Origin of the sequence: Glaciimonas immobilis, from assembly GCF_011947285.1 — a bacterium.
Classification (GTDB): domain Bacteria; phylum Pseudomonadota; class Gammaproteobacteria; order Burkholderiales; family Burkholderiaceae_D; genus Glaciimonas; species Glaciimonas immobilis.
Genome location: NZ_JAAOZT010000007.1, coordinates 172,792 through 185,598, shown reverse-complemented (window position 1 = coordinate 185,598; position 12,807 = coordinate 172,792). Strand labels below are relative to the sequence as shown.

General features: G+C 50.8%; 22 protein-coding genes. 21 read left to right on the top strand and 1 reads right to left on the bottom strand.

Annotated features, from left to right (window positions below; all coding sequences use genetic code 11):
• The first annotated feature begins 74 nt into the window (after positions 1 to 74).
• Positions 75 to 464: a hypothetical protein gene (locus tag HAV38_RS12600; RefSeq protein WP_168055579.1), complete on the top strand. Its 390-nt coding sequence runs from the start codon at positions 75 to 77 to the stop codon at positions 462 to 464.
• A 319-nt stretch (positions 465 to 783) separates the two neighbouring features.
• Positions 784 to 1,038 carry an Arc family DNA-binding protein gene (locus tag HAV38_RS22290; protein WP_168055741.1) on the top strand — a complete coding sequence of 85 codons (255 nt, stop codon included), beginning with the start codon at positions 784 to 786 and terminating at the stop codon, positions 1,036 to 1,038.
• Between the two features lie 934 nt (positions 1,039 to 1,972).
• Here the strand turns inward: HAV38_RS22290 and HAV38_RS12590 are convergent.
• Positions 1,973 to 2,341: a hypothetical protein gene (locus HAV38_RS12590; RefSeq protein WP_168055740.1), complete on the bottom strand. Its 369-nt coding sequence runs from the start codon at positions 2,339 to 2,341 to the stop codon at positions 1,973 to 1,975.
• 673 nt (positions 2,342 to 3,014) lie between these two features.
• Between HAV38_RS12590 and HAV38_RS12585 the strand changes: the two genes are divergently transcribed.
• From HAV38_RS12585 to HAV38_RS12495, 19 genes are all read left to right on the top strand, one after another.
• Entirely contained in the window at positions 3,015 to 3,539 is a 525-nt protein-coding gene (locus HAV38_RS12585) for a pentapeptide repeat-containing protein (RefSeq protein ID WP_168055739.1), read from the top strand.
• The gene (locus HAV38_RS12580; protein ID WP_168055738.1) at positions 3,536 to 4,450 is read left to right on the top strand and encodes a hypothetical protein; all 915 of its coding nucleotides are present in this window, start codon (positions 3,536 to 3,538) and stop codon (positions 4,448 to 4,450) included. Before HAV38_RS12585 ends, HAV38_RS12580 begins: the two co-directional genes overlap by 4 nt.
• Positions 4,447 to 4,659 (top strand): hypothetical protein, encoded by a 213-nt coding sequence (locus tag HAV38_RS12575; protein ID WP_168055737.1) that lies wholly within the window; start codon positions 4,447 to 4,449, stop codon positions 4,657 to 4,659. The genes HAV38_RS12580 and HAV38_RS12575 overlap by 4 nt, the downstream gene beginning before the upstream one ends.
• Positions 4,660 to 4,683: 24 nt before the next feature.
• The gene (locus tag HAV38_RS12570; RefSeq protein WP_168055736.1) at positions 4,684 to 4,911 is read left to right on the top strand and encodes a hypothetical protein; all 228 of its coding nucleotides are present in this window, start codon (positions 4,684 to 4,686) and stop codon (positions 4,909 to 4,911) included.
• Between the two features lie 420 nt (positions 4,912 to 5,331).
• A complete protein-coding gene (locus tag HAV38_RS12565) occupies positions 5,332 to 5,742 on the top strand; it encodes a hypothetical protein (protein ID WP_168055735.1) in 411 nt (136 codons plus the stop codon).
• Positions 5,743 to 5,776: 34 nt separating this feature from the next.
• Positions 5,777 to 6,073, top strand: a complete 297-nt coding sequence (locus tag HAV38_RS12560) for a hypothetical protein (protein WP_168055734.1) — start codon at positions 5,777 to 5,779, stop codon at positions 6,071 to 6,073.
• A 169-nt stretch (positions 6,074 to 6,242) separates the two neighbouring features.
• Positions 6,243 to 6,431 carry a hypothetical protein gene (locus HAV38_RS12555; protein WP_168055578.1) on the top strand — a complete coding sequence of 63 codons (189 nt, stop codon included), beginning with the start codon at positions 6,243 to 6,245 and terminating at the stop codon, positions 6,429 to 6,431.
• The gene (locus HAV38_RS12550) at positions 6,428 to 6,667 is read left to right on the top strand and encodes a hypothetical protein (protein WP_168055733.1); all 240 of its coding nucleotides are present in this window, start codon (positions 6,428 to 6,430) and stop codon (positions 6,665 to 6,667) included. Before HAV38_RS12555 ends, HAV38_RS12550 begins: the two co-directional genes overlap by 4 nt.
• A gap of 99 nt (positions 6,668 to 6,766) precedes the next feature.
• Positions 6,767 to 7,624, top strand: coding sequence for an ATP-binding protein (locus HAV38_RS12545; protein WP_168055732.1), 858 nt, complete (start codon positions 6,767 to 6,769; stop codon positions 7,622 to 7,624).
• Complete coding sequence (gene ssb / locus HAV38_RS12540; RefSeq protein ID WP_168055731.1) at positions 7,624 to 8,073, top strand: single-stranded DNA-binding protein; 450 nt, start codon at positions 7,624 to 7,626, stop codon at positions 8,071 to 8,073. Before HAV38_RS12545 ends, ssb begins: the two co-directional genes overlap by 1 nt.
• A gap of 50 nt (positions 8,074 to 8,123) precedes the next feature.
• Positions 8,124 to 8,837 carry a ribonuclease H-like domain-containing protein gene (locus HAV38_RS12535; RefSeq protein ID WP_168055730.1) on the top strand — a complete coding sequence of 238 codons (714 nt, stop codon included), beginning with the start codon at positions 8,124 to 8,126 and terminating at the stop codon, positions 8,835 to 8,837.
• An 8-nt stretch (positions 8,838 to 8,845) separates the two neighbouring features.
• Entirely contained in the window at positions 8,846 to 9,937 is a 1,092-nt protein-coding gene (locus HAV38_RS12530; RefSeq protein ID WP_168055729.1) for a flotillin family protein, read from the top strand.
• Positions 9,934 to 10,434 carry a hypothetical protein gene (locus HAV38_RS12525; protein WP_168055728.1) on the top strand — a complete coding sequence of 167 codons (501 nt, stop codon included), beginning with the start codon at positions 9,934 to 9,936 and terminating at the stop codon, positions 10,432 to 10,434. The genes HAV38_RS12530 and HAV38_RS12525 overlap by 4 nt, the downstream gene beginning before the upstream one ends.
• Positions 10,431 to 10,811: a hypothetical protein gene (locus HAV38_RS12520; protein ID WP_168055727.1), complete on the top strand. Its 381-nt coding sequence runs from the start codon at positions 10,431 to 10,433 to the stop codon at positions 10,809 to 10,811. The genes HAV38_RS12525 and HAV38_RS12520 overlap by 4 nt, the downstream gene beginning before the upstream one ends.
• Complete coding sequence (locus HAV38_RS12515; RefSeq protein WP_168055726.1) at positions 10,808 to 11,047, top strand: DUF7446 family protein; 240 nt, start codon at positions 10,808 to 10,810, stop codon at positions 11,045 to 11,047. The genes HAV38_RS12520 and HAV38_RS12515 overlap by 4 nt, the downstream gene beginning before the upstream one ends.
• Positions 11,044 to 11,268: a hypothetical protein gene (locus HAV38_RS12510; RefSeq protein ID WP_168055725.1), complete on the top strand. Its 225-nt coding sequence runs from the start codon at positions 11,044 to 11,046 to the stop codon at positions 11,266 to 11,268. Before HAV38_RS12515 ends, HAV38_RS12510 begins: the two co-directional genes overlap by 4 nt.
• Positions 11,265 to 11,918 (top strand): hypothetical protein, encoded by a 654-nt coding sequence (locus HAV38_RS12505; protein WP_168055724.1) that lies wholly within the window; start codon positions 11,265 to 11,267, stop codon positions 11,916 to 11,918. Before HAV38_RS12510 ends, HAV38_RS12505 begins: the two co-directional genes overlap by 4 nt.
• On the top strand, positions 11,915 to 12,559 hold the full coding sequence (locus HAV38_RS12500) for a DUF551 domain-containing protein (RefSeq protein ID WP_168055723.1): 645 nt from the start codon (positions 11,915 to 11,917) through the stop codon (positions 12,557 to 12,559). The genes HAV38_RS12505 and HAV38_RS12500 overlap by 4 nt, the downstream gene beginning before the upstream one ends.
• Complete coding sequence (locus tag HAV38_RS12495) at positions 12,559 to 12,768, top strand: DUF4224 domain-containing protein (RefSeq protein ID WP_168055722.1); 210 nt, start codon at positions 12,559 to 12,561, stop codon at positions 12,766 to 12,768. The genes HAV38_RS12500 and HAV38_RS12495 overlap by 1 nt, the downstream gene beginning before the upstream one ends.
• Positions 12,769 to 12,807 lie beyond the last annotated feature (39 nt).

Below are 12,807 nucleotides of genomic sequence, written 5' to 3'. Positions count from 1 at the left end.
TTACCAAATGGTAATGGCATAGTCAACACTGTTTGGTAATTTACTAATCGGTAATTGGCAAGGACAATCATAAAATGACTAATCCAAATATTCGGCGAGTACGACTTGCCCAACTGATAGCAGAAAAGTACGCGACTCAGGCGGCGTTTATTGCCGCGACTGAGGAAAGCCAGAGCGAGGTATCGGGACTTTTGAAGGAGAAATCCTTCGGTGAAAAGAAGGCCAGGAAAATAGAGAAGAAATGCGGCTTGCCGGATGGGTGGCTTGATAGCGCGGAAATGGAATTGCCGTCCGAGTCAAGGATTGGCAGTGATCTTGATGATGCCGTTGATTTGCTTAATTGTTTTTCTAAACTAAGCCCAAAAAATAAATTAATAGTTTTAAATATGGCCCGAGGCATGGTTCCGGGTAGCGTCCAGATTTCCAATAATCAAGGGATCACCGCCGACAATAAGTCTAAGTGATGGCTTTTTTCTGTCCTCTTTCGTCGCAACCTTACGGTGCCTTACAACTTGCTGTGCGCCCATTACAAATGATTCCACCTCCTCGTCATCCATAGCGTCAACTGCCAATAAAAGCATTTCTATGTGTTGTTTACGCGTCGCCATCTTGTTCCATTGCTTTGCTATTGTTTCATTCGAGAAAAAGACATTGGAAAAGTCTTGCATGTCAATACTATAAATTGTTTGCGGGGAAAAAGTTTAACAATTTGTAGTTATTTTCTAACAATCTCTGCACTTGGTTACTGTAAGGCATCGGTCGTCATGTCTACAATTTGTAGTTATGACAAAAAATATCAAGCGAAGCAATCCTTTATATATTCGCATTCCCGATGGGATCAAAGAAAGACTTGATTCCGCCGCAGATAAGAACATGCGGTCTTTAAATTCTGAGGTGTCCTATCGGCTTCAATCTAGTTTTGATCCGCTGTCCGAGTACCCAATAGCGGACCTACTTGAGAATATTATGTCTCGATGCGAGCCAGGGGAATTTGCATTCCGCTTCGGAAATATAAGAAAAGTTAAGCCAAAGACATAATTACCCTATCCCGAGTACTGTATATACGTACAGTGTAATCGAGTTTCGTTGCAAAATTAAAATAAAAATGTTACTTATTTCACAAGGGAAATAATGAAAAAGATAATTGCACTTGCCTGTATCTTGCTTATTTATACACAATCTTCTCAGGCGGTTAATTTCGGGAATGCCGCTGGCGGTGCTGGGGCTTTTGCGTCAGGAATGAGAGAGGGCCAGCAGCGCCAGCAAAAGCAGCAGTGCCTACAATCCTGCACGCCGGGCGATGGTCAGTGTTATCAAGGGTGTGCCATGGCATATCCAGAGCCAGAGCAACAGCAGAACCGTGCTCCACAATACTCGCCGCCTCCACGCCGCATTGATTACACCTGCGTTAGCAACTGCGCCCAGCCGGGGCAGCATTACGTGCACCAGTATTGCGAGAGCAAATGTTCTTATTGAGCCGCTATGAGTGATTCAGATTTCGGCGGAGTTGTCCTGGTAGCGGTGATAGTGCTTGCTGTTGTACTTTACCCGCGATCCCCATCAATAAATTTTAGCGGCGATGAGCTGGGGTGCGTAGAGAATTCGATAGAGCCTCCCATGGACTGCATAAGGCAAGGAATAGCCCAAGAATTAACAGTGAAAACGAACCCCTTCTCTGGATCTTGCCTTATCTCCACAAAGTGGCGTGGGATTCCGCGGCCAGAGAAATTCGGCGCACTGGATTTTGTCGATAAGGACAATTGGAAATGCTCACTTCCTAAATCCCTCCTAGATTTTCAGTCAATAACCAACATGAGCGACGGGGAATTTTCTATCTCGGTATTAGACCGACGCAGTTCAAGTAGCATTGATCGCACTGAGCTTATGCGAACCGATACGATCATTGGAGGCTTGAAGCATTACTGGTGTGTTTTTTATTACTACATGCACTAAGCCGCCAGCCGACATGGCGTCAGGTATTGGCCTGCATCACCGCCTCAACCCGACCCAGCGCCACAAACAACTTTTCCACCACACTGCGCGCAATATGCAATTGGGCCCGCAATGCTGCCACCTCGTCTTCCAATTTGCCGCCGGGTGTACTGGAATCCGATTCCGCGCCAAGGGCTTCTAACCCCTTTATTGCCGATCCCTTGCCATGCCTGCGAAGCGCCAAACGAAGGCGGCTTTCCATATCCGGCGTTATCTCAGTATCGCCGTGGAGTCCGATCCAATGAGGTTTCAGCGGGTACGGAATTCCGAATATCTTTGCCTCACATGCCAACAGGCCTTTTGCGCCAGTAATTCCGTACTTTCTATTTAGATAAGTATGGATATCCATTTATTTCCTCGTAGATATTATATTTATTATGTGAAATATTAACTTTCTTCAATTACCTTATTATTAACTCCGTAGTTCTGTTCTTTAAGGTCAAGGTCAAGACCTATGAAGTGGTTTTAAAGAGTATTCCTGGAGCTGAAAAATTCAGCCATCCTAAGACTGAACCTTTTCACAACGCATTCCTTCCGCAGTTTTGTGATTCGTCAGCCGTTCGGTCTAGGGCGCTAACTTCGCCACCCTTGTGCGTATCTCAGACCTATCCCACAGTACGCCTATCCATCTACCCCTGCCGGTGAGTCCCCGACGAGTAGATCGGCTGATAACGTCAGCTCGCTTCCTGCAAAAGTTTTTCCCACCTGGCTCCATCTGATCTGGACTTTACGACGCAGCGAGATTTGGTCCGCGTCTCCGGTATCGCATCAAGTTATTTGTGCGATGGAAGAATTATACTCGAATATATTACCAAACGGTATTGACTTTTAAATTACCGTTTAGTAATATAGCTACATCGAACAAGCAAACACGGAGCGGGGAATTCCCGATAACTCACAACAAGACTCGCACGACCGCTACTTACCCTCCGATGAAGAAGACGCCGAGGACAAGCAGGAGCGGCGCGAGGAATACCGATACCAAAATCAAGGGGAATGAAGTGATAGCCAAAGGAGAGAAAATGAAAATCGAAATTAAGCATCGCTGGAATGGCACTGTTTTGTTCTCGCATGAGTGCGAAGAAAACACGATGAAGATCACGCTGGCAATGGCGATCAATGCGCAGGCTAACCTGAGTGGCAGCAACCTGCGTGACAGCGACCTGCGTGGCAGCAACCTGAGTGGCAGCAACCTGACGCCAATCCGCGATGACATATGGGCTGTTTTGTCCGGCGCGCCTAGTGAGGTTCCCTCGCTTATTTTAGCCCTTAAATCTGGCAGTGTTGATGGCTCTGCATACACTGGAATTTGCTCTTGCTTAGTTGGAACACTTGACGACGCGAGAGACCCGACGCTTCCACTGAGAGCGCCGATTAGCAGAAATTACAACAGGCCAGCCGAGCGTTTTTTCATGGGAATTAACGAGGGTGATACGCCGGAGACAAATCAATTCTCAAAACTCGCGCTGGAATGGTCCGAGCAGTGGCTTACGGCGATGCACGCTGCCTTTTGCCCTGAATTATTGCCTATTAAGCCGCTGACATGACCGAAAAGCAGATGCACGACCGGATGCAGAACATCATCGAACAAGCAAACACACAGGAGATAGCGATGCAAGCATTCAACGGCAGCCAAGAGTTGAAAAACAATCTGCTGATCGAGGTTGAGAAGCACCGAGTGGCTGATCAGATCGTCTCTGGCACGTATGGCAGGGAGGGTAGTGGTGTTTGGGTTGGATGTGGTGTTGGATGCTCAATTCGATCGTACAACAACTTGCACAGAACAAACCATAAAACAGATAATCACGCCTCTTACGAACCCTTGTTCGGTATTCCGCAAGTTCTGGCACGACTCGAAGATTGTATGTTCGAAGGAATGCCGAAGGGAGATCGCGCTGCATGGCCAGGTAAATTCTTCAATGCGATCAAGCCGGGCTCCGACCTATCGACCGTTTGGTCTAAGTTTGCAATATGGCTGTTGGTTGATCCTGATAGTGGCGTCATCCGTCATGCGAAAACTGATCAGTCTAAGGTAGTGATTGAGCGCATAGCTGAGCTCTACCAGATCGGCGGCACGGTCGAGCAATTCCGTGAAGCGCATAGCTTGGCGCGTGCTTATGCTGATGCTGCTTATGCTGCTTATGCTGCTGCTGATGCTGCTGCTGATACTGCTACTTATGCTTATGCTGCTGCTTATGCTGGTGCTGCTTGTGCTGCTTATGCTGCTGCTTATGCTGCTTATGCTGTTGCTGCTGCTGCTGCTGCTGATGCTGCTGCTGATGCTGCTGCTGCTGATGCTGCTGATGCTGCTGCTGATGCTGCTGCTGATGCTGCTGCTGCTGATGCTGCTGATGCTGCTGCTGCTTATGCTGCTGCTGCTGATGCTGCTGCTGATGCAAGACAGAAAGCCTACAAAATTCAGGCCGAAAAGCTCCTTGAGCTTATGGCGGCAGCATGACTGAAAAGGACACATTAGAGCGCACGCGGAACATCAATGAGATGTTGAAGGTGCAGATGTTTCCGGAGCTAGTCAAGTTAATGAAGGCAATGCTAAGCGACCCAAGCAAGCAAGAGATTCTTGAGTCGCAAACGCTAATCATTAACGCTGAACGCATCATCAAAGCCGATGCGGCATACGACGATTTCAAGCTCAATAACCCGGATTGATTTACCACCACAAGGAATAACGAAATGATTAAGGAATTGAAATTATCCATGGCGGCTATGGCAGGTGTGGCCGGATCAATGACCCGCGATATGCAGAACATCATAGGTCGCCGAATCGTGAAGTCAGTCAGCAAAGGTGTTAAGCGCCCACACAGCAGCACACGACAACATGCGCGCCATCAGCGACAAGGCTATCGCAACGTTATCGTCAACGGCTTCTCGATCATGCAGCGATTGCGACATACCAATTAACCAAAAAACCGCAGCCACGGCTGAAATAGATTAGACGGTTATCGGTTCTCCGTCGCCCCACAGTCCCACCCAAGCCCTGCTAGTCGGGGCATTGGCAGTGCAAGAGTAGTAAATCAGTGTAATCGAATGGCTGGCTGCCACGGTTTACCAGCGCACGGAATTGGAATTGCGCAGTCTCGGTGGGAGTCCGAGAGCCAAGAAGTGAGCCGACTAGCTGCATTTGGTCGAGATTATAGGTCAGAGCCAAAGCCGTACATACGGCACCGCGCCCTGTTAGTCGGCTCTCTTGTTGGTGATGTTCCGCGAAGTGTGCTCTGTTGGTCGAGTAAATATAACCGATTTGGCAATCGGAAGCCGCAAACGGCTGGCATCAGAAAGCGGTTGGAGCTATCGCCAACAACTAATTTAAAGGAGATGGAAATGTTATTCGAAGTCATCGGAACAGCTAAGCAACTCACTAGCGATCAGGCTATTAAAAAGTACTGGGGCGGGGAAATAGAATCGATCCCACATCCAAAGCATCGCTACGGCTGCGATACCCTGCCGCTTGGCTGGGCCGAGATTTCGCATGAGGAATTTGCAAAGTCCAACTTTTTCCACTATACCCCTCTCGCCTTGGCATGGTCGAGAACGACTATCGGCGATGCGCGCATGTTCTTCATGCCCAAAGATGGTGGATTCGCAATGATTGGTGACTACTTGGGCGGGAAAGTAAGCGTCTTCAAGTTTGGATGCCAACACGATTCTACGGAAGAAAATGTCGGTAACTGCCTGACGAAATATACCTGCAAAAAATGCGGCCTTGTTGACACCGTCGATTCTTCGGACTAACTCGTTCGCGACAATAATTTTAAAGGAGATGGAAATGACCTACCAAATCAAAATCCAATGTTTTATTCACCACAAGCGCTGCAAATATACCGATACGGTAACGCATGCCGTATTTGGTAACGATGACATGACTAACTGTGGCTACGTACTGATCGGTCCGCATGAATTTGAGTACGAAATTCCTGCCGACTTTAACCCTGTTGCATCGGAAATTGCTGCGCTAGAAAAGAATCTCGACACGATGGCTGATGAGTATCACATCGGCGTTGCCAAAATCAAAGATCGGATCGCTGAGTTGCAATGCATTGAGATGTCTGAGGTGCCAGCGTGAAATCTCCAGTCTGCACCTTAGGGAAAAAGCATAAATGGGTATGGGTCAACGATGTGACCATAACCAATCGGACTATGAATGCACGCGGTACGACTATGAAAATCAGTCTTCGCGGCGTTTTCAAATGTGAGTGTGGCGGCGTTCGTCATGGATATGCGCGAGGTGGGCTATGAGCGCCGCAACTGGTGGTAGCGCATTTCTGGTAGAGAAAATGCTTTTGCATAGCACCGACATGACTATTCGGGACTATTTTGCAGCCAAGGCGTTGGCAACATTTAACCCAGACAGCAGCCCGTCGTATATCGCTGCAAGGTCCTGCGTTATTGCCGACGCAATGCTAAAGGAGCGCGCTAAATGACCGCCCTTCACAGCATCATTTTCCACGCTCGCAGGGCATTTGCACCAGTTCTACTCATCGCGGCAGTGGCAGCAGGGTATGCACTGGCAGACGACGCTGGCGACTATGCCGCACCGGTATCTGAGTCAACTGATACGCAGGTGGCGCGGATTTGCGATGCAACAGGCTGGCCGGACAATGCTCGGGCCGCGTATGAAATGGCTTGCAAGAAAGAATTTAAGGAGAGGGCGAAATGAGCCGAATGGGACGACACGTTTTTGAGCAGCAGGAAGCAGAGGCAAGAAGCGAAGGTTTTTTAATCGACAACGACAATCGAAACATTACAGAGATACCAAATGGAAATCAGAAAAGCAGAGCGCAAGAAAGCAAAATTGCGGTTGGGAATCGCAGCACCGAGCGGTGCAGGCAAGACGTACAGCGCATTGCTGTTGGCGTTCGGGCTGGGCGGTAAGGTTGGACTGATTGACACCGAGCATGGCAGTGGCGACCTGTATGCGCATCTTGGCGAGTACGACATTATCGGAATCGAAGCGCCGTACTCGGTATCGAAGTACACCCAGGCGATCAAAGCGTTCGAAGAAGCCGGTTACTCGACCGTCATCATTGATTCGCTCTCCCATGCATGGGCTGGTGACGGAGGATTGCTAGATAAGCAAGGAAAGATGGCTGATCGCGGCACAAACAGTTTTGCTGCGTGGCGCACCATCACACCGGAGCATAACAGCCTGGTCGATGCGATGCTGAAAAGCCCGTGCCACATCATCGCAACGATGCGTGCCAAGCAGGAATACGTGCTGGAAACCAACGACAAAGGTAAGCAGCAGCCTAAAAAGGTTGGCATGGCGCCAGTGCAGCGCGAAGGCATGGAATACGAATTCACGGTGATGCTCGATGTTGACATGAATCACATCGCTAGTGCCAGTAAAGACCGGACCAGCTTGTTTGATGGCCGCTTCTTCAAGATCGGCGAAGCTACTGGCAAGGAACTTTCGGCATGGCTGGAAACCGGTACCGAGCCGATGAAGTTCGCTGACTACATCGCGTCAATCGATGCCGCTGACTCGCTGGCAAGCCTGAAATCAGCATTCGTCAAGGCGCATAACTTCGCTTCCGGCAATCCGGAAATGACCGATCAATTCACCGCTGCAAAAGATCAGCGCAAAGAACAACTCACACCGCAAGGGGTAATTTAATGTCCTCAGTCAACAAAGTGATCATCATCGGCAATCTCGGCCGGGATCCTGAAATGCGCTATATGCCGAACGGCGAAGCGGTCACTAATATCGCGGTGGCAACGACCGAAAGCTGGAAGGATAAGAGCACCGGTGAAAAGAAGGAGCAGGTTGAGTGGCATCGGGTCACGTTCTATCGCAAGTTGGCTGAAATCTCCGGTCAGTATCTGAAAAAAGGCTCGCAGATTTACATAGAAGGCCGCTTGCAGACGCGCAAGTACCAGGACAAGGATGGCGTTGAGCGGTACACCACCGAGATCATTGCCGACAGTATGCAGATGCTAGGCAGCAAGGGCGAATTATCGCAGCAGCGCGAGCCGCAGACCGTGCCAGCACAGCGCCCGGCATCACCGCCAGTGCAGCGACAAGCGCCGATGCGGTCCGACATGGGCGACGATATTCCATTCTAATTTGACAACTATTTAACACGGAGAGCGGCCTAACCAGCCGCGCAGATAACATGAAAATCGTAATCGACATCGAAACATGCCCGGCGCAAGACCCTGCAGTAAAGGAAGCTATCGCCGCCACCATTGCGCCACCAGGCAACATAACCAAGTCAGATTCTATAGACCTGTGGAACGCAGAAAAGAAGCCTGCCGCAGTTGAGGATGCATGGCGCAGAACATCGTTTGATGGCTCTCGCGGACATATCTGCGTCATTGGTGTGGCTGTTGATGATGCTACCCCGATAGCCTTATGTGCTGGCGCTCACTGGCTTGAAAATGAGGCTTACGTGTTGACGCAGTTGTTTGGCCTCATCGATGACGAATGCGCTAAGCATCCAAATGTTCGCCCAACATTCATCGGTCATAACGTTATCGACTTCGATCTTAGATTTATCTTTCAGCGCGCAGTCATCTTGGGCGTGACTCCATCCCGACATATTCCATTTGCCGCGCGTCCTTGGGATAACGCAGTCTACGACACGATGACTCGATGGGCTGGCACGAAGGATCGCATCAAACTCGATAGCCTTGCGAAGGCGCTTGGGCTATCTGGTAAGGGTGATATTGATGGCTCAATGGTATGGGATTACGTCAACTCAGGCCGCATTGACCAAGTTGCTCAGTACTGCTGCGATGACGTATCGATGACTCGTGATGTTCACCGACGCATGACATTTGCGCCAGAGCCAATACTCGAAGTTGAGCATGATGGAATTCCATTTTAAGGATTGATATGACAACCGCACTCACCCTCCCACAACGCGCCGCCGTAGCACTTGGCACCGCCGAACACGAAAAAGACCTTATCGCCTTGGTCGCACAATCAGCGGACATCGTATCCGTCGAGAACGCCGATGGACGCGAACAGGCGCACCGAGTTGGCATGACCCTGCGCAATGCGCGTACCGGTATTACCAAGGCCGGGAAGTTGGCACGTGACGACGCTACGGCGTTCGGTAAGGCTGTAATTGCGGAAGAAAAGCGTCTGGTCGCCATTGTAGAGCCAGAAGAAGCCCGCGTTCTCGGTTTGCGTGACACGTTCGACGCTGCCGAACAAGCCCGCAAGGATGCGCTGATCGCCGCCGAGCGTGCACGGATTGATGGGATTCAAGCTGATATTCAGGCGATCCGCAATGTAACGCTGACCATGGTAGGCAAATCGTCCAGTTCGATGTGGGACGCTATTGAATTGCTCGATCAGATCCAATTCACCGAAGAGCGCTTTGCTAAGTTTAAGCCTGACGCCGCCCGCGCAGTAGGCGATGCTATGGACGCAATCACGGGAATGTACCGTGGCGCGAAAGAGGCTGAGGAGGTGCGTATTCAGCAAGAAAAAGATGCCGCCGCCGTGCTACTCAAGAAGCAACAGGCAGAACTAGCAGAACAGCAAGCCCAATTTAAGCGCGACCAGATCGCCGCGGCAGACGCCGAGCAAAAGCGCCGGGATCTGGTTGAGGTGGAACGCGACCAAATGATCGATGCGCAGTTGAAAGTCGATGCAAAGCGTGCGCAGGAGCAGCGGGATGCCCAAGCCAAAATCGATGCCGCCACCGAGGCGCTGCGTGTGGAGCGTGCTGATCTGGATGCGCAGAAGGCGGCGTTGGCTACACCGGTACCGGTTGAGGTTGTAATTGTGCCGGAGCCGGAGCGCATGCCCCTGGTATCGGAAACTGCTGGCATCAACTTCATCAAGAAGATTGCGCCACCGCCATTCCGCCCGACAGCCGAAGAAGTTATCCGCGTGCTTTCTGCGCATTACGCCGAGCCGGTAGAAACAGTTGCTGAGTGGCTGGAATCTATGTTTGGCGCGGAATTTCTAGCATGACCACCGAACAGAAGCAGGACATCGCCGCACTCAAGGCGCTGGCAGAGGCGGCAACCACAGGACCGTGGGAAGTTCGCGCCAACGCGCACCCGCACTACCTGGGTGGCTTCCACAAAGAGTTGCTAATCAACACAAGTTGGTATCACCCGCAATTGGGGCGGCAATACCCGATTGTGGCTAACTCAGTGGGACTTGGGACAGAAAAGAATGGCCCTTTAACCCCGCTGGTGCTGATCGAGGAAAAGAACGCTGCCTACATCGCCGCCACCAATCCGCTCGCAGTGCTGGCAATGATCGCCCACATCGAGCAACTTGAGGCGCAGCTTGCAGAGGCAAGGAAGCTGCCAGTGTTCCGCGAAGCATGCGAAATGAAGCGGGCCGGTGATCAGAGCGTAAAGATCATTTTCAGTTCATGCCGTGCCGCAAGCCAGTTTGAAAAAGACGTTCGATCAGCCGGTGTTCAGCGCGGCATTGAATCAACCAAAGGAAAATCATGACATTCGATATTACGGCCGACATTTCACGGCAACGCAGTGGAGATAAAAAAATTGTTAAGTTGTTTGATTCGGGCCTTGACGTAATGTATCCGCTCGTTGCTTGGATTGTAGGGCGCAACATTCCAGTAAGTTTTACTCGCGGTGGGCAGGAGGGCCCTTGTCCATGCAAAGATTTGGATGTCCACACCCTCCCCGAGCCGCTACCGCTGATCGTGTCGTATCACAATATCAACCTACTCAGACAATCTCATGGGTATGAAAGTCTTCACTTAGCCATACGAAATTCCGACGATGGGACGATTAGCGTTTCTGCGCATACGTACGACCCCAACACCGGCGAATCATCGGCTAAAACTGTTTGGCGTAAGGGGGAATGAGCGTGCCAAAGAATATTCGCATAGGAACATCACCACTGAGTGGAAGTATTTTTGCTGGCACCCTTTTAAAGGGCGGAAGGATGTGGAGCGCAAACAAGACCGACGTCACGAATGAGGCGATAGGCGCGGTCATTGAGCACGTCAACATGCAGAAAAATCCGGTGATCGTCTCCGTGAATGGCGTGCCGACTTACGAGATTCTGGTGCGCAGACTTGCCGCAGGGGAGCTGGCATGAGCGCTAAGTTATTGAAATTTCAGCAAAGAGGAACGCCGAAGTCTCTATTCTCTAACGCATTAAATGAGTCAGACGATATTGATGCGGCGCTAATTGTATGCCTAAGAAAAGACGGGACTGTCACCACCGACTGGACAAAGTTGTCTTCTAGTGTCGCTGCATTTGGGCTGGTAAGCATGTTGCATAAAGAGGTATTAAAGGCAGTAGAGGAATCGGCATGATGAATATCGAGCAGGAGCGCAAGGAATTTGAGAGTGCGATGGAAGCAGACCTGATGCCGCTTGGTTACGAGCATCCTTTCTATATGAAAAGGTCGTATGGCGACAAAGACTACATACACGGAGTGATGCAGCATCAATGGGAGGGCTGGCAACGCCATGCAGCACTCAGCCAGCCGCAAGGGGAGCCTGTAATGTACCAGTACAGCTATCCGAACCAGCCAGGGGTATGGCGCAGCATGCACGCTGATCAGCGCGATATGGCGCTAGAACAAGGATGTGAGGTACGCGAACTATTCACCTCCCCGCCAGCGCAGCCGCAAGCGCCCTACCCGGTGTCCGATTACGCGAGAGGTCAGTGGTGGCTGGAAGAGCTAGAGGGCATATGGGTATCCCAGACAGCCACCCACGATCAGAAGCGTGCGGCACACATAGCCTTAGAATTTGCTAAAGCGGTATTTGATGTGTACGAATATGCCCCGCCAGCGCCAGCACAGCCAGTTCGTCCGGTGCCATTGAGTGAAGCGCAGATAATGACAATTCGAGCGTCTATCAGTCCATGTGACGGCTGGGATGGCGATGATTGGGACTGCGCACTCACTGCCGCTGTCGAAAAGCATCACGGAATTCTCGCTACTCAGGAGGCGAAATGAGCGATCTAATCTGCCGCAAGACAATGCGCGTATGCCAGCAGCAAAGCATGTGCGCGCCATTTGAGGGTTGTGGCGAGCTAGGACCGTCGAAGTACGCACAATATCTGCCCTCGGTATTACCGATAGCAGTGCTAAGTCCGCTAATGCAGTTTTACGTGGCTGATGCTGTGGGCGATACGGGAAATCCCATGTCGGTACCCGATGGTTGGCTGATGGTGCAGAAGGTGCCGACCTCTGACATGATGGCAGCTATGACGTTTGCTGGGGAGGATATGCTGATAAAGTGGGGTGATGCTTTGGCTTTAGCGCCCACACCACCCGTTGCCGTAATTCCGGTATCGGGCTGGATCAGCGTGTCAGACGGAGTGCCGAACATCGGGCGAGGAAATGAGGATGACTTTTGGGTTGCATGCACTCGCGCCCACGACCAAAAGCAGTATGTCTTTATCGCGACATATTTGAATGGCAAGGGATGTTATTCAGAGGATGGCGAACCACTGCTATTCAATGGCTGGCATAACTCAGTTGAGCACCATGACTTCGATAGCTTCTATGAGGCGATTGACGTACATGGTGACATGGTAACCCACTGGCAAATACTTGCTAAGCCTTTGCCACCTGTACCAGATAAGGGGGAGTGATGAACATATTTCTCGATGATGACGATATTGCAACGCTAACCGGGCGTAAGATGAAGGGAGGTCAAATTGATGCGCTGCGTAAGATGGGACTGCCGTTTTTCGTCAATGCGACCGGCCATCCGGTTGTGGCGAAAGAGGCCATCCACGGTCGCAAAGAAATCCCTGTAGTTAAATCAGAGTGGATTCCAAAAGCGTTAAGGAGCGCGTAATAATGGGCAGGAAGCCGACGACGAATCTAAACTTGCCGC

Bases quoted from the DNA above. Each gene is read 5' to 3' on its own strand.
- HAV38_RS12600 (WP_168055579.1), top strand. From the start codon at position 75: ATGACTAATCCAAATATTCGGCGAGTACGACTTGCCCAACTGATAGCA.
- HAV38_RS22290 (WP_168055741.1), top strand. From the start codon at position 784: ATGACAAAAAATATCAAGCGAAGCAATCCTTTATATATTCGCATTCCC.
- HAV38_RS12590 (WP_168055740.1), bottom strand. From the start codon at position 2,341: ATGGATATCCATACTTATCTAAATAGAAAGTACGGAATTACTGGCGCA.
- HAV38_RS12585 (WP_168055739.1), top strand. From the start codon at position 3,015: ATGAAAATCGAAATTAAGCATCGCTGGAATGGCACTGTTTTGTTCTCG.
- HAV38_RS12580 (WP_168055738.1), top strand. From the start codon at position 3,536: ATGACCGAAAAGCAGATGCACGACCGGATGCAGAACATCATCGAACAA.
- HAV38_RS12575 (WP_168055737.1), top strand. From the start codon at position 4,447: ATGACTGAAAAGGACACATTAGAGCGCACGCGGAACATCAATGAGATG.
- HAV38_RS12570 (WP_168055736.1), top strand. From the start codon at position 4,684: ATGATTAAGGAATTGAAATTATCCATGGCGGCTATGGCAGGTGTGGCC.
- HAV38_RS12565 (WP_168055735.1), top strand. From the start codon at position 5,332: ATGTTATTCGAAGTCATCGGAACAGCTAAGCAACTCACTAGCGATCAG.
- HAV38_RS12560 (WP_168055734.1), top strand. From the start codon at position 5,777: ATGACCTACCAAATCAAAATCCAATGTTTTATTCACCACAAGCGCTGC.
- HAV38_RS12555 (WP_168055578.1), top strand. From the start codon at position 6,243: ATGAGCGCCGCAACTGGTGGTAGCGCATTTCTGGTAGAGAAAATGCTT.
- HAV38_RS12550 (WP_168055733.1), top strand. From the start codon at position 6,428: ATGACCGCCCTTCACAGCATCATTTTCCACGCTCGCAGGGCATTTGCA.
- HAV38_RS12545 (WP_168055732.1), top strand. From the start codon at position 6,767: ATGGAAATCAGAAAAGCAGAGCGCAAGAAAGCAAAATTGCGGTTGGGA.
- ssb (WP_168055731.1), top strand. From the start codon at position 7,624: ATGTCCTCAGTCAACAAAGTGATCATCATCGGCAATCTCGGCCGGGAT.
- HAV38_RS12535 (WP_168055730.1), top strand. From the start codon at position 8,124: ATGAAAATCGTAATCGACATCGAAACATGCCCGGCGCAAGACCCTGCA.
- HAV38_RS12530 (WP_168055729.1), top strand. From the start codon at position 8,846: ATGACAACCGCACTCACCCTCCCACAACGCGCCGCCGTAGCACTTGGC.
- HAV38_RS12525 (WP_168055728.1), top strand. From the start codon at position 9,934: ATGACCACCGAACAGAAGCAGGACATCGCCGCACTCAAGGCGCTGGCA.
- HAV38_RS12520 (WP_168055727.1), top strand. From the start codon at position 10,431: ATGACATTCGATATTACGGCCGACATTTCACGGCAACGCAGTGGAGAT.
- HAV38_RS12515 (WP_168055726.1), top strand. From the start codon at position 10,808: ATGAGCGTGCCAAAGAATATTCGCATAGGAACATCACCACTGAGTGGA.
- HAV38_RS12510 (WP_168055725.1), top strand. From the start codon at position 11,044: ATGAGCGCTAAGTTATTGAAATTTCAGCAAAGAGGAACGCCGAAGTCT.
- HAV38_RS12505 (WP_168055724.1), top strand. From the start codon at position 11,265: ATGATGAATATCGAGCAGGAGCGCAAGGAATTTGAGAGTGCGATGGAA.
- HAV38_RS12500 (WP_168055723.1), top strand. From the start codon at position 11,915: ATGAGCGATCTAATCTGCCGCAAGACAATGCGCGTATGCCAGCAGCAA.
- HAV38_RS12495 (WP_168055722.1), top strand. From the start codon at position 12,559: ATGAACATATTTCTCGATGATGACGATATTGCAACGCTAACCGGGCGT.